The sequence below is a fragment of the Pleomorphomonas sp. JP5 genome (assembly GCF_023721815.1).
GTDB lineage: Bacteria > Pseudomonadota > Alphaproteobacteria > Rhizobiales > Pleomorphomonadaceae > Pleomorphomonas.
In genome coordinates, this window is record NZ_JAMDLI010000002.1 from 139728 (window position 1) to 153960 (window position 14233).

The following is a 14233-nucleotide window of genomic DNA, read 5'->3' on the forward strand; positions in this document are numbered from 1 at the left end:
CATAACATGTCGGCCGGATGGAGGCCTGAAAGTGGAAGAATCAAAACACAATTCGGTTAGAAACTCGCAGACTTTGGCCAGCATGATCGACCACACGATTCTGAAGCCCGAGGCGACCAGAGCCGAGGTGGCGCGACTTTGCGAGGAGGCAGTCGCCCATGGGTTCGCTTCGGTTTGCATCAACGCCGTCCATGCCGCCTTCGTGGCCGATCGGCTGAAGGGCAGCACCGTCAAGACCTGCGTGGTGGTTGGCTTTCCGCTCGGCGCCTCCGGGGCTGCCGCCAAGGCCGATGAAGCCGCGCGAGCCATCGCCGACGGTGCCGACGAGATCGACATGGTGATCGATGTCGGCGCCCTGCTCGAGGGGGATCTCGATCGCTTCCGCGCCGACATCGTCGCCGTCAGGCAGGCGACCGTCGGCAAGGTGCTGAAGGTCATCATCGAGACCTGCCTCTTGAACGACGCCCAGAAGGAGACGGCCTGCCGGATTTCCAAGGAACTCGGGGCCGACTTCGTGAAGACATCCACCGGCTTCTCGACGGGTGGCGCGACTGTGGAGGATATCGCGCTGATGCGTCGGGTGGTCGGTCCGGAAATGGGAGTGAAGGCTTCCGGCGGTGTTCGCACCGCCGAGACTGCGTGGGCCATGGTGGAAGCCGGGGCCACGCGCATAGGTGCCAGCGCCAGTATCGCCATTGTCGGCGGCGCCGGTAAGGGAGGTCCCGCCGGATACTGACGGGCCTCTGTCAATCGATCTCTTGGGAGGAGACGACATAATGAAGAAGACACTGATCTCGCTGGCCGCCGGCCTCTCCATGCTGGCCCTGCCGGCATTCGCCGACGGCGTCGTCGACGTAAGCCAGGTCCGCAAGGACATCACGGCCGACGCCGCCGGCAAGACCTTCTCGATCGCCACGGTGGTCAAGGTCGACGGCATCGCCTGGTTCGATCGCATGCGCGATGGCGTCAAGCAGTTCGGCGACGACACCGGACACGACGTCTGGCAGGTCGGCCCGAGCCAGGCTGACGCGGCTGCTCAGGTGCAGCTGATCGAGAACCTGATCGCGCAGGGCGTCGACGCCATCTGCGTCGTTCCGTTCTCGGTTGAGGCCGTCGAGCCCGTTCTGCAGAAGGCCCGCGATCGCGGCATTGTGGTCATCGCCCACGAGGCCTCCAACCTCAAGAACGCCGACTACGTGCTCGAAGCCTTCGACAACAAGGCCTACGGCGCCAAGCTGATGGAAGTGCTCGGCAAGTCCATGGGTGGCAAGGGCAAGTATCTAGCCACTGTTGGCAGCCTGACCTCGCAGTCGCAGAACGAGTGGATCGACGGCGCCATCGCCTACCAGAAGGAACACTTCCCCGACATGTCGCTCGCCACCGAGCGCCTTGAGACCTATGACGACGCCAACACCGACTACAACCGCCTTTCGGAAGCCCTGACGACCTATCCGGACGTCACCGGCATCGTCGGCGGCCCGATGCCGACCTCGGCCGGCGCCGGTCGTCTGATCGCCGAACGCGGCCTCAAGGACAAGGTGTTCTTCGCTGGCACCGGCCTTCCGTCGGTGGCGGGCAAGTACCTGCAGGATGGCGACATCCAGTACATCCAGTTCTGGGATCCGGCCGTTGCCGCCTATGCCATGAACACGCTCGCCGTCCTGGCGCTGAGCGAGAAGAAGGATGAGATCAAGGCTGGTCTCAACCTCGGCCTCAAGGGCTACGAGAGCCTGACGACGCCTGAGGGCGCTTCCCCCAACCTGCTCTATGGCCAGGGCTGGGTCGGCGTCACCAAGGACAACATGGCCGACTACAACTTCTGACGGACGATGTGGGGAGCGACGGCAAGTTCGCCGCTCCCCATACCTTGCGTGACGATCGCTGATCGACGAGGCCACCCGACCGGCCGTCGCGACCGCTCGTCATGCCATTCATCCCCAAGGTCGTTCCCGTTCGGAAATTGAAGCGCACACCATGGCCGACCCCCTGATCGAACTCCGCGCCGTCACAAAGCGCTTTCCTGGCATGAAGGCGCTCGACGGCGTCGATTTCCAGATCTTCCCCGCCGAAATCGTCTGCCTTGCCGGCGAAAACGGCTCCGGCAAGTCCACCCTCATCAAGATCGTCTCCGGCGTTTACGACTTCGACGAAGGCGACCTCCTCATCGACGGCAAACCGGTTGCCGACTTTGGTCCGCGCGCCGCCATCGCCGCCGGCATTCAGGTGATCTACCAGGACTTCTCGCTGTTCCCCAGCCTGACCGTGGCCGAGAACCTCGCCCTGAACCGCCTGCTCAGCGAGGGCAAGGCCTTCGTCGACCCCAAACGTCGCCGACAGCTCGGCGCTGAGGCGCTCGCCCGGCTCGACGTGTCGATCGATCTTGAAGCGACGGTTGGAACACTATCGACCGCCGATCGTCAGATCGTCGCCATCGCCCGCGCGCTGATGAGCGACACGCGCCTCTTGATCATGGACGAGCCGACCACCGCGCTGACCGGCCGCGAGGTCGAACGCCTGTTCTCCATCGTCCGCGAGATCCAGGCCAAGGGCATCGCCGTGCTGTTCGTCAGCCACAAGATGCGCGAGATGCTGGAGATTTCCGAACGCATCACGGTCTTCCGCAACGGCCTCAAGGTCGAGGAAGGCCCGACCGGCGAGTTCAATGAAGCACGCATCACCCGCGCCATGACCGGCCACGACATTGGCCACGAACGGCACGTCTGGACCGGCGACGCCAGCAAGGAGCCCCGCCTTTCTGTGCGAGGCCTTACCGTCGGCGACACCGTGCGCGGCGTCGATCTCGACCTTCACCGGGGCGAGATCGTCGGCCTTAGTGGCCTTCTCGGATCCGGTCGAACCGAGCTCGCCATGGCGCTGTTCGGCATGGAGCCGCACAGCGGCGACATCCGCCTCGACGGCGCGCCGCTCGATCTGGAAAGCGTGCAGGACGCGGTCGCCGCCGGTATCGCCTATGTGCCCGAGGACCGTCTTTCAGAAGGCCTGTTCATGCGGCAGCCGATCGCCCGCAACGTCATCGCCAGCGCCATCGGCAGGGCGACGCGCGGACCGTTCCTCGATCATGAACGTCTCAACGCCCTGGCCGAGCAGACGGTGTCCGACATGCGCATCGCCACGCCGGACATCGAGAAGCACGCCGGCCAGCTTTCGGGCGGCAACCAACAGCGTGTCGTCATCGGCCGCTGGTTGCTGACCAATCCCAAGGTCCTGATTCTCAACGGTCCCACCGTGGGCGTCGATGTCGGCTCCAAGGCCGAGATCCACCGGCGTATCCGCGAGTTGGCCGCCAGTACCGGTCTCGCCGTGCTGATGATCTCCGACGACGTGCCCGAACTCATTCAGAACTGCAATCGCATCCTGCTGATGCATCGGGGCGAGATCGTCGACCAACTTGACGCTCAAAGCGTCGAAGAAGACGACATCCATGGCCGCCTGAAGGGTCTGCGCTGATGACCTCTGTTTCCAAACTTCTGCGCCGGTCCGAAGCGGCGGTGCTCGCCATCCTCATCGTCGTGATGATCGTGATCGGCGTGATCAATCCGGCCTTCTGGCAGGCCGACAACCTGTTCAACCTCCTGAGGGCGAACGTCGTCATCGGCATCATGGCGCTCAGCGTGCTGACCGTGATGATCTCCGGCGGCATCGACGTCTCCTTCCCCGCCTTCGCCGTCGCCGCCATGTACCTGACGGTCATCGCCATGAACGCGATGGGCTATCAGGGCGTGGTGCTGCCGTTCATCGGCGCGACGGTGATCGGCCTGCTCTGCGGCCTCGCCAACGCCTTCTTCATTCACACCTTCCGGATGATCCCTCTGATCGTCACACTCGGCTCCGCCTCGGTCGTGCGCGGCCTGCTGCTCGGTCTTGTCGGAACGTCGATCATCAACATCGACCGCATGCCGCCCTCGTTGATCGCCTTCGGCAGCAGCACCGCCGAGATCGGCGGCAGCAAGCTGTCCTTGATGATCTTCATCTACCTCGGCATCGCCGTGCTGATGTGGCTGTTCCTGACGCGAACCATGGCTGGCCGCGCCATTTTCGCCTACGGCGACGATGCCGAGTCCGCCAAGCGCGTCGGCTTCAACACCCGCCGCACGGTCTACCTGGTCTACGGCCTTGCCGGCGCCCTGGCCGGCTTTGCCGGACTCCTTCACGCCTCGATGATCTGGCTCGCCAACCCGCGCGACTTCGTCGGCTACGAGCTCGACGTCATTGCCGCCGTGGTGCTGGGTGGTGCCTCGATCTTCGGTGGACGTGGCTCGGTGTTCGGCACCATTCTCGGCGTCTTCATGCTGACGCTGATCAAGAACAGCCTGATCATCATGCGCATCGACAACACCTGGCAAGGCGTCGTCGTCGGTTGCGTCATCGTCATCGCCACGGCCCTCACCGCCTGGCGTGACCGCAAGGCGCTCGTGTGAAAGCCAGATCCATGAACAAGCTCACCGACCTCCGTCGCTTCGTCAACCGCGACAACAACATCGTCCAGCTCCTGATCATCACCGCGGTGATCTTCGTGCTGATGTCGGCGCTGGAACCGAACAAGTTCCTTCGCTACTACAACTTCGAGTCCATCAGCTTCATCTTTCCCGAGCTGGGCATCGTGTCGATCGCCATGATGCTGGCCATGCTGACCGGCGGCATCGACCTCTCCGTGATCGGTATCGCCAATCTCGCCGGCATCCTGGCTGGCGTGTTCTTCACCCGCCTCTACCCCGCCGCCCCCGAGGCCGGCGCGGCGGCCGAACTGATGCGCGTCGTCGCCGGCGTCGTCCTTGCGCTTGGGGTAGGGTTGCTCGCCGGCACCCTCAACGGCCTGCTGATCGCCAAGGTAAGGATCACGCCCATCCTCGCCACGCTCGGCACCGGACAGATCTTCACCGGCCTCTGCATGGTGCTGACCGGTGGCCCGGCCATCGTGGGCTTCCCGGCATGGTGGGGCTTCATCGGCAACGGCAAGATCCTCGGCATCGCCGTGCCGCTGGTCCTGTTCCTGGTGGTGGTCGTGGTGATCGCTGCCATGCTGACGAAAACACCCTTCGGCCTCAACCTGTTCCTGATCGGTACCAACCCGCGCGCTGCCGTGTTCGCCGGCCTCAGGACCGAACGCATGGTGCTCTACTCCTACATGCTGAGCGGCACGCTGGCAGCTCTGGCCGGCATCGTGCTCTCCGGCCGCACCAACGCCGCCAAGTCCGACTACGGCACCTCCTATCTCCTCCAGGCGGTGCTCATCTCAGTGCTGGGCGGAACCAATCCGTCAGGCGGCAAGGGCACGGTACTCGGCGTTTCCATCGCCGTTATCGCGCTGATGCTGCTCGCCTCCGGCTTCCAGATGATGCGTTTCTCCAACCACCTCATCGATTTCATCTGGGGCGGCTTCCTGCTGCTCGTCATGGTGATCAACGTTCTGAGGAATCGCGGAAAATGACAGTCTTCCACCTCTCGCGCGCCGCCTTCGACGAGGTTGAGCGCCCAGCCGTCGAGCATGGCTCGCTCAAGGCCAGCTTGTTCCGCTACTCCACCGGGATCGAGGCGATCCGCCTCGAAAATGCCCGCGGCTCGTTGATCGTGCTGCCCTATCTCGGACAAATGATCTGGCAGGCCGCCTTCGACGGCGTCGACCTCACCATGAAGAGCATCTTCAAGGCGCCGCGCCGCGTACCGACCATCGGCGAGACCTACGGCTGCTTTGCCTTCCACTCGGGCCTGCTGCGCAACGGTGTGCCCGGCCCCACGGACAACCATCCCTCGCATGGCGAAATGCCCTGCGCCGCGATGGACTGGGCCGGCATCGAAGCGGGAAGCGACGAACGCGGCGATTATCTTCGCGTCGTCGGCGCCTATGATTACGCCATGGGCTTCGGCTCGCATTACGAGGCCCGCCCCTCGGTGACGTTGCTCGCTGGTTCGGCCCGCTTCGACATGGCGATGCAGGTCACCAACCTCTCCGCCGGCGACCCGATGGATCTCATGTACATGTGCCACGTCAACTACGCCTTCAGCGAGGGCGCCGAGATCCTGCAACAGGCGCCCTTCACGCCCGACCGCACGGTGACGCGCACCGCCGTGCCGGCGCATGTGAGGCCCAACCCCGACTATCTGGCCCGCGTCGCCGCGCTGGCCGCCGACCCCGCCGGCAGCCGCATCATCCGCAAGGCCGACGGCTACGACCCCGAGCAGGTGTTCTATCTGCGCGGCCTCGCCACCGACGCCGCCGGCGACACTCGCCTGATGATGCGGCGGCCCGAGGGCGATGCCTTCTTCGCCCGCTACAACACCACCGACTTCCCCAAGACGGTGCGCTGGATCCTGGCCGGTCACGACCAGCAGGTGGCCGCCTTCGCGCTGCCGTCGACCTGCGAGCCGGAAGGCTACACGGCGGAAAAGCAGAAGGGCAACGTCCGCAGCCTCGCGGCCGGCGAAACCGCCCGCTTTACCGTCGAGCTCGGCCATCTCGATGCCGGGGAATGCCGTCGGGAAGTCGAGCGCATGGCCGGCTGAGCGCCGCCCGAAACAGCAGTCGGCCGCGCCCTGTGCATGGGCAGCGGACAACCGGAGGAAAAGATGTCGAAGATCGCCGTTGTCGGCTCCAACATGATGGACCTGATCACCTACGTGAACCGCATGCCGCTGCGCGGCGAGACCATCGAAGCACCGACCTTCGAGATGGGCCACGGTGGCAAGGGCGCCAACCAGGCGATCGCAGCGGCGAGACTGGGGTCGAGCGTCGCGATGGTGACGCGCGTCGGCGACGATGCCTTTGCCGATGCAACGATCGCCAACTTCCAGCGCAACGGCATCGACACCACCCACGTGTTGCGGACGCCGGGCCGGTCGTCAGGTGTGGCGCCGATCTTCGTCGAGCCGTCGGGCGAGAACTCGATCCTGATCGTCAAGGGCGCCAACGGCGATCTGACGCCAGCCGACGTCGATGCCGCGATCCCTGTCCTCAAGGGGTGCAAGCTGATCCTGATGCAGATGGAGGTCCCGGTCGAAACCGTCTATCACACGGTTCGCAAGGCCAAGGAACTGGGCGTCCCCACCCTGCTGAACCCCGCTCCCGCCGCCGCCGACCTCGACGTGGCGCGCTTGGCAGACCTCGCATTCCTGACCCCCAACGAAACCGAGCTGGCAACGCTGACCGGTCTGCCGGTCGGCAATGAGCAGGAAGCGGAAGCGGCCGCGCGGTCGCTGATCGAGCGCGGCATCGGCACGGTGGTGGTCACCATGGGCGGCCGAGGCGCCCTTCTGGTTGACGCTGGCGGCACGCGACGCATCGATCCGGTCAAGGTAGAGCCCGTGGATACCACTGGCGCCGGAGACGCCTTCATTGGTTCCTTTGCCCACTTCTACACCGAGGGACTGCCAGCCTTCGAAGCGCTGACCGAAGCCGGAAAGTACGCCGCCGACTCGATCACCCGGCGCGGCACCCAACGCTCCTACGCCTCGCTGACCGATTTCCGCGCCCGCTTCCCCTGAGCGGGGCAAACCCGTCAGCAGAGTTTTGCCGGCGGTCTTCGACAGAGACCGTCGGCATTTTTCTCCCAGGTCTCCATTTGGCAGCCCCGCCAGTTGCCCGCGCACGCGTATCTTTTCCCTCAAAGGGAACTGCTTTCCCAATCATTCGTTATGTCAAAGCCAGCCTGCGGGCGGTTGCCCTGCAAAGACGCGACCTGCCGGCGGCGAGGCCATTGCCTTTGAACGGATTGCTCGGGGTAACAAAATGAACGACGCAAGCATCGGCTGGATCGCAGCCATCATCATCGGCGGCCTCGCGGGCTGGATCGCGTCCGGACTGATGAAAACCAACACGGGACTGTTCCTGAACATCGTGCTCGGCATCATCGGCGCCGCCGTCGCGAGCTTCCTGTTCGGAATCCTCGGCATTTCGTTCGGTGGTTGGATCGGCTACCTGATCGCCGGCGTGATCGGCGCCTGCATCCTGATCGGCGGCGTGAGAGCGGTTCAGAAATAGCTGGAAAGTGGCGTCCCGGAAGGGATTCGAACCCCTGACCTACGGTTTAGGAAACCGTTGCTCTATCCTGCTGAGCTACCGGGACGCGGCGCGGCCGGAGCAAACGCCCAGTCGCTCCGGCTCATCTAGCAAATCGAGGGCGGCTTTGACAGCCCTTTTCGAAACGCGCATGCCATGATGGGAGAGCAGCCTTGTCACCCGTTGGGATAGGCGCGTGGCGCGGCATTCGCTAAAGTCGGGCGCCTCAGAGACCTGTTCATGTTCCGACCAACTGTCGCGCTCTGCCTTCTCGTGTCCTTGCTGGAGGCTTCGCCAGCCGGGGCCGAGGAAACATGCGCTGACGGATCTTTCACTCCGACCCATCGCATCGAAGCCGCTCTCCCACCCCGGGTGGCAACCATCCGCCCCGTCGTGACGCTGGCCCCGCTGCAGGCGGCCGCGCCAACACTCACGATCGTTCTGGACGGCATCGTTCTTCCGGCCAGAGCGGGCGCTTTCGCGCGTTTCGCCCAAACCGCAATTCTCGCCGACCTTCGCGGCATGCCCACCGTCTTTGTTGCTTCAAGCGAAGAGCCGGACCGCCACGGACGCCTGCGTGGCATCCTCCACCTAGAGAACGGGGACGGCGTCGCCGAGCGATTGCTCGCCGCTGGAGCCGGCGTTGCCGATGTGTCCTTTGAGCCCTGCGCGGCACGCTTTCTTGCCGTCGAGGCCAAGGCGCGAGCGGAAAAGCGTGGCGTTTGGAGGCAAAGCCGGATATGGACAAACCTGAATGCGGCGGCAACTGGCCTGCCCGATTTCGTGCTCGGCCGTGGCAGGGTTGCCTCGGTTGGCCAATCGGGTCGAACAACCTATATCAATTTCGGCGACAACTTCCGAACGGATGCCACGGTGCGCCTTCGAGAAGCCTTGGCGTCGGCGCTGGTTGAAGCCGGACGACCGCCGGAGAGTCTCTCCGGACGGATGGTTGAGGTGCGCGGTTGGGCTCGCTGGCGCAATGGCCTCGATCTGGAGCTCGATACGCCGGCGGCCTTGCAGCTGTCGAGCGAAGTGGCGGACAAGGGGGCGGACTAGAAGGTGATGGTCGGACGGATGGGAAGGACGGGCAGTCTCTGCTGGTTCGCGTCGAGAGCCGCCGCTCTTGCGCTCGCCCTGTCGCTCGCCGGGTGCCTTGGGCTCTCCAGCGACGATAGCGGCATTTCCGCCGAACAGCTGGCAGCTTCGGCCGTTCCGCAAGGCAAGCTCGACCCCAACGACGTGGCGATTGCCGAGCGGGAACATCCCAAGATCGTCGCCGCCTTCGGCGGAACCTACGAGGACCGGGAAGCCGAGCTGGCGATTGCCAGCGTCGTCGGGCGATTGGTGGCCGCCAGTCCGGAACCCTGGCGTAGCTACCGCGTCACCATCCTGAACTCCCCGGCCGTCAACGCCTTCGCCCTCCCCGGTGGTTATGTCTACGTGACGCGCGGTCTGCTGGCGCTCGCCAGCGACACGGCGGAAGTCGCCGCCGTGATTTCTCACGAGATGGCCCACGTCACCGCGCGGCACGCCTACCTGCGCGCCCAGAAGGCCGAGGCCGCCGCCGTGGCCAGCCAGGCCGTTCAGGATGTGGTTCAGGATCCGGCCGTACAGCGCGTGGCCCTCGCCTCGACGCAGGTGTCTCTGGCTCGCTTTTCGCAGATCCAGGAACTCGAGGCCGATCGTGTGGGTATTGCGACGCTCGCCAAGGCCGGTTTCGATCCGTTCGGCTCGCCGCGCTTCCTGACCTCGATGTCGCGCCTCGCCGCCTGGAAGAACGGCCTGCCCGAAGACGACACCGGCGCAATCGACTTCCTGTCCTCTCATCCTTCGACGCCCGAACGCCTCGCCCAGGCGCAGGAAGTCGCAAAGGCGACCGGCGTCACCAATGGCGAAGTCGATCGTGACGGCTACCTCTCGCGTATCGACGGCATCATGTATGGCGACGATCCGAACGAAGGCTACGTTCGCGGCCGCCAGTTCCTGCATGCCAAGCTGGGCTTCGCCTTCGAGGTCCCGGACGGCTTCCAGATCGACAACACGTCCAAGGCGGTGCTGGCCACCAACGCTGACGGCGTTGCCATGCGCTTCGACGGGGCCGACGTCGCCGCCGGAAGCGATCTCGTTGCGTATCTCAACTCCGGTTGGGTCAACGGCCTTAACCGCCAGTCGGTGAAAACGGTGTCGATCGCGGGCTTGCCGGCAGCCGTTGCCTCAGCCGCGGCGCGCGGCTTCACCTACCGGATTGCCGTCATTCGCTTCCACGACCAGGCCTTCCGCTTCCTGTTCGCGACGCGTGGCGACGCAGCCGTGCTCGACAGCACCTTTGCCGCCACCGTCGCGTCCTTCCGCTCACTGTCGGAGGCTGAGAAGGCGTCGCTCGCCCCGTTGCGCATCCGGGTCGTCACCGTGGGCGCGGGCGAGACCGCCGAGACGCTGGCACGGCGCATGGTTCCGATGGACCGTGGCGTCATCCTGTTCAGGGCACTCAATGGCCTGTCCGCCAAAGAGCAACCCCGCCCCGGTACGCGCGTCAAGATCATCGTCGACCGCTGAGCGCCCGAGACTGTTCACCTTTCGAGAACAGTCCGGCGGCAATACGCTATCCTGACAAACCGACTGGCGCGTCCCATTTTGGGGTCACCAAGCGGGCGATCAGTCTTCGCCCCGATCAGGGAGACCCGCGATGATCACCATTCGCAAGGCCGCCGACCGCGGCCGCACCGACGCTGGCTGGCTCGACAGCCACCACAGCTTCTCCTTCGGCCACTATTTCGACCCTGCCGCCATGGGCTTCGGCCCCCTCCGGGTCATCAACGACGACCGCGTCGCCGGAGGCGGCGGCTTCCCGCCACACCCGCACGCCGACATGGAGATTGTCTCCTACGTGCTGGAGGGGGCCCTGCAGCACCGTGACAGCCTGGGAACCGGCTCCGCGATCCGGCCCGGCGACGTTCAGCGCATGAGCGCCGGCACCGGCATCCGCCACAGCGAGTTCAACGCCTCGGCCACCGATCCCGTGCATTTCCTGCAGATCTGGATCCTGCCGGAGACGAGCGGCTTTGCCCCGTCCTACGAGCAGAAGAGCTTCGGCGATGCCGAGCTCGGCGACCGCCTGCGCCTGGTTGCCTCCCGAGATGGCCGTGACGGCGCGCTGACGCTCCATCGCGATGTCGACCTCTTTGCCGGACGGCTCAAGGCAGGCACCGAAGTCGACCACGCGTTTGCGACCGGCCGTCTGGGTTGGCTGCAGGTGGCGCGTGGCAGCGTCACCGTCAATGGTCAGCATCTGGACGAAGGTGACGGCGCTGCCATCGAGAGATCGCCCAACCTGTCGATCACCGCCGAAGACGACGCCGAGATCCTGCTGTTCGACATGGCCCGCTAAAAGGAGGAAGCGCCGCCGCCGTCCTGGTGGCGGCGCTCACTCCGCGAACTTGGCGTTGAAATCGTCGAGCCTGGACGTGTCTCCATCATAGCAGGCACCATCATAGGCCAGACGGATCGGGAAGGACTTCTTCCCGACGGTCCGGCTGTCCTCGCCGTTGATGCAGGTAGCCGCGTAATCGACCACGATGCCGATGTCGGCAAGGCCATGACGCTTGCGTTTTCGCGTCTCGAAGACGGCCACGATCTCGCGATGGTCGAGAAGCTCGCACCGCTCCGTCGCCTCGGCCTCCGAGTAGAGATACGGTCCGTCGTAGAGATCGACGAGCGCGCCACCGACCGCACCCACCAGATGGAACGCGTCGAACCCCTCCTGGGAGTTGAAATGGCTGCTGAGCGTTACCGCCACAGGGCTATTCGGAGCGGCGAGCAGCAGCCGGTAGCCAGTCGTCGGCCCGCCTGGGTCGGTGGCCACCAGGAGACGACCAAGCGGCCTGTAGGCCGGCTTGACCTCGGCCATCGTCACGACGCCACCGCTCACGGCCGCCGCATAGGCCTTCCCGCCCGCTTCGATCACCGCGATATCGGCGAGGTCTCTGGTTGAAATGTCTACTGCCCGATCCGTCGGCTCACCAGCGTCAGGATCGCTCGCCGCTTCGACGGCTTCCGCACCGGCGAACCGATGACCGAAGCCATCTGTGCGAAGACCGGGATAGATGTCCCGCAGGACGTCGAGCGTCGTTGTCGCCACCCCGGGGACAAGAGGCGCGGTAAGGCAAACCTTCTCCGGTCCCGTCGCCGTGCAGTCCCCAACCGCCACCGACCGAAACACCGTCCCATTGCTTCCGGCAGACAGAACTGCCGTCGGAGACAGGGCCGCCAGAAAAGCAACGGTCAGCCACGCGCAAGTTGGCTTCGCCATACTCTCCCCCATGATCGTCGCTCAGCGCTCCCCCGCGCCACACGCAAAAGGCCCGGCAGGTTTCCCCGCCGGGCCTTGAAAAAGAAACGGACAAAAAGCGCCGGCGACGCTTGTCAGGCGGCTTCCGCCTCGTCCTCGCCTTCGTCGACCACTTCTTCGGCAGCATCGCCACGGGCGGCGATCCGCTTGGGGCTCTTGTTGAGGCTGTCTTCGATACGACGAATGGCCTCGGTTTCGGTAATACGGGACACCGCCGAGATTTCCCGCGCCATGCGATCGAGAGCCGCCTCATAGAGCTGGCGCTCCGAATAGGACTGCTCGGGCTGGCTGGAGGCACGGTGCAGGTCGCGCACCACCTCGGAAATGGCAACCAGATCGCCAGAGTTGATCTTGGCTTCGTACTCCTGAGCGCGGCGGCTCCACATGGTGCGCTTGACGCGAGCGCGGCCCTTGATGATCTCAAGCGCCTTGTCGACGATGTCGTCCTCGGCAAGCTTGCGCATGCCGACCTGTTCGGCCTTCGCCATGGGGACGCGCAGCGTCATCTTGTCCTTCTCGAAGACGATGACATAGAGCTCCAGCTTCATGCCGGCGATTTCTTGCTCCTCGACGGCGACGATTTGGCCGACCCCATGGGCCGGATAGACGATGTGCTCGTTGGTCTTGAACCCATTACGGACAGCGGGTTTCTTCGCAGTGGCCATTCAGTCCATCCACTCCTCAGTGTCGGCGGCGACAAAATCACCCTCTCCTGCCGGGAGGCAGCAAGTGAGCAAGGGTCGATATGAACTGCGAACCTCTACGTTCGCTCCGCCGGCACGCTTTCGCGTTGTTTTCAGTCGATCTGGGGTTTCGCTTCCGGCCACAGCGTACAAACTGCACACATGTCGAGACCGGCACAAAGGCTCACGCCTTCATGAAGGTCATAAAAAAGACCCCATGCAGGGTCCCGCTAGCGACCGGAAGAATTCGTCGACTGTCGACGTAAGCAATAACACAAAAACCACAAAAAACAAAGCAATATGACGCCGTACGCCGCAAAAATGCGGCGTCACATGGCTGCATTGCCTATTCCGCAGGCTGGATGGTGCGGCTTTCTCAGCTGCCCTTGCCCGGCTTCGATGAAAACATGGTGGCCAGCTTGTTTTCTACGCCATCATACTGCTTGGCATCCGGCAGGGGATCGCGACGGGCGGAAAGATTGGGCCAGACGGCCGAATACTCGGCATTGACCTTCAGCCAGTTGTCGAGACCCGGCTCGGTATCCGGCTTGATCGCCTCTGCCGGACACTCGGGTTCGCAAACACCGCAATCGATGCACTCATCGGGATGGATGACGAGCATGTTCTCGCCTTCATAGAAGCAATCGACCGGACAAACTTCCACACAGTCGGTGTACTTGCAGGCGATGCAGTTGTCGGTAACGACATAGGTCATGAGCGAATACCCTGATATCCACAGGCGAGGCGCCTGCTGACGTAACGAAGTTCCACTGGCCGTTCAAGGCCGATCATCGGTCACTCTGGTCTGGATCGACAAGCCTCTCGAAACGACGGCGATCGCGCTTGGTCGGCCGCCCTTCGCCCGCGTCAACGGTCGGCGCGGCGACCTCGGCGACCGGCGGCGGCGTCAAATCCTCGTAAAGCCCGGATGCCACCGAAAAGGAGCCGCGCCGCGCGGCAAAGTCGAGCACCTTCAGCACCCTGACCTTGTTGTGCAGCCCGATGGTCAGGACATCGCCGGCTTTGACCGGCTGAGCGGGATCATCAACCTTCCGACCGTTCAGGCGCACGTGTCCGGAAGCGGCGAGCGCCTGGCCGAGCGTTCGCGTCTTGACCACCCGCGCGTAGACCAGCCATTTGTCTATCCGCTGCCGGCCGGAGACTGGTTCCTCGGACACGCCCCACCGT

The 14233-nt window shown here is 64.4% G+C and carries 15 protein-coding genes and 1 tRNA gene; 11 read left to right on the top strand and 5 right to left on the bottom strand.

Going from position 1 to position 14233, the window contains the following annotated elements; all coding sequences use genetic code 11:
• The first annotated feature begins 82 nt into the window (after positions 1-82).
• From deoC to M4J40_RS02530, 8 genes are all read left to right on the top strand, one after another.
• Positions 83-736, top strand: coding sequence for a deoxyribose-phosphate aldolase (gene deoC / locus M4J40_RS02495; protein WP_251751848.1), 654 nt, complete (start codon positions 83-85; stop codon positions 734-736).
• Positions 737-776: 40 nt separating this feature from the next.
• Entirely contained in the window at positions 777-1823 is a 1047-nt protein-coding gene (locus M4J40_RS02500) for an autoinducer 2 ABC transporter substrate-binding protein (RefSeq protein ID WP_251751849.1), read from the top strand.
• A 151-nt stretch (positions 1824-1974) separates the two neighbouring features.
• Entirely contained in the window at positions 1975-3468 is a 1494-nt protein-coding gene (locus M4J40_RS02505) for a sugar ABC transporter ATP-binding protein (RefSeq protein WP_251751850.1), read from the top strand.
• Positions 3468-4439, top strand: coding sequence for an ABC transporter permease (locus M4J40_RS02510; RefSeq protein ID WP_251751851.1), 972 nt, complete (start codon positions 3468-3470; stop codon positions 4437-4439). Before M4J40_RS02505 ends, M4J40_RS02510 begins: the two co-directional genes overlap by 1 nt.
• Before the next feature lie 11 nt (positions 4440-4450).
• Entirely contained in the window at positions 4451-5449 is a 999-nt protein-coding gene (locus M4J40_RS02515) for an ABC transporter permease (protein ID WP_251751852.1), read from the top strand.
• Complete coding sequence (locus M4J40_RS02520; protein WP_251751854.1) at positions 5446-6522, top strand: aldose 1-epimerase family protein; 1077 nt, start codon at positions 5446-5448, stop codon at positions 6520-6522. Before M4J40_RS02515 ends, M4J40_RS02520 begins: the two co-directional genes overlap by 4 nt.
• Before the next feature lie 63 nt (positions 6523-6585).
• On the top strand, positions 6586-7500 hold the full coding sequence (gene rbsK, locus M4J40_RS02525; RefSeq protein ID WP_251751856.1) for a ribokinase: 915 nt from the start codon (positions 6586-6588) through the stop codon (positions 7498-7500).
• A gap of 244 nt (positions 7501-7744) precedes the next feature.
• Positions 7745-7996 (top strand): GlsB/YeaQ/YmgE family stress response membrane protein, encoded by a 252-nt coding sequence (locus M4J40_RS02530; protein WP_251751858.1) that lies wholly within the window; start codon positions 7745-7747, stop codon positions 7994-7996.
• Between the two features lie 8 nt (positions 7997-8004).
• On the opposite strand, the gene M4J40_RS02535 is transcribed toward M4J40_RS02530, so the two are convergent.
• Positions 8005-8081, bottom strand: a tRNA-Arg gene (locus M4J40_RS02535).
• 173 nt (positions 8082-8254) lie between these two features.
• On the opposite strand from M4J40_RS02535, the gene M4J40_RS02540 reads away from it, so the two are divergent.
• From M4J40_RS02540 to M4J40_RS02550, 3 genes are all read left to right on the top strand, one after another.
• A complete protein-coding gene (locus M4J40_RS02540) occupies positions 8255-9070 on the top strand; it encodes a thermonuclease family protein (protein WP_251751860.1) in 816 nt (271 codons plus the stop codon).
• Between the two features lie 6 nt (positions 9071-9076).
• Complete coding sequence (locus M4J40_RS02545; protein ID WP_251751862.1) at positions 9077-10570, top strand: M48 family metalloprotease; 1494 nt, start codon at positions 9077-9079, stop codon at positions 10568-10570.
• Positions 10571-10700: 130 nt separating this feature from the next.
• Positions 10701-11402, top strand: a complete 702-nt coding sequence (locus tag M4J40_RS02550) for a pirin family protein (RefSeq protein WP_251751863.1) — start codon at positions 10701-10703, stop codon at positions 11400-11402.
• A gap of 36 nt (positions 11403-11438) precedes the next feature.
• Here M4J40_RS02550 and M4J40_RS02555 read toward each other — a convergent pair whose 3' ends face one another.
• From M4J40_RS02555 to M4J40_RS02570, 4 genes are all read right to left on the bottom strand, one after another.
• Positions 11439-12323: a hypothetical protein gene (locus M4J40_RS02555; protein ID WP_251751865.1), complete on the bottom strand. Its 885-nt coding sequence runs from the start codon at positions 12321-12323 to the stop codon at positions 11439-11441.
• A gap of 113 nt (positions 12324-12436) precedes the next feature.
• Positions 12437-13027 (bottom strand): CarD family transcriptional regulator, encoded by a 591-nt coding sequence (locus tag M4J40_RS02560; RefSeq protein WP_251751868.1) that lies wholly within the window; start codon positions 13025-13027, stop codon positions 12437-12439.
• A gap of 394 nt (positions 13028-13421) precedes the next feature.
• On the bottom strand, positions 13422-13760 hold the full coding sequence (gene fdxA, locus M4J40_RS02565) for a ferredoxin FdxA (protein ID WP_251751870.1): 339 nt from the start codon (positions 13758-13760) through the stop codon (positions 13422-13424).
• A 73-nt stretch (positions 13761-13833) separates the two neighbouring features.
• Positions 13834-14223 (bottom strand): RNA-binding S4 domain-containing protein, encoded by a 390-nt coding sequence (locus M4J40_RS02570; RefSeq protein WP_251751872.1) that lies wholly within the window; start codon positions 14221-14223, stop codon positions 13834-13836.
• Between the last annotated feature and the right edge of the window lie 10 nt (positions 14224-14233).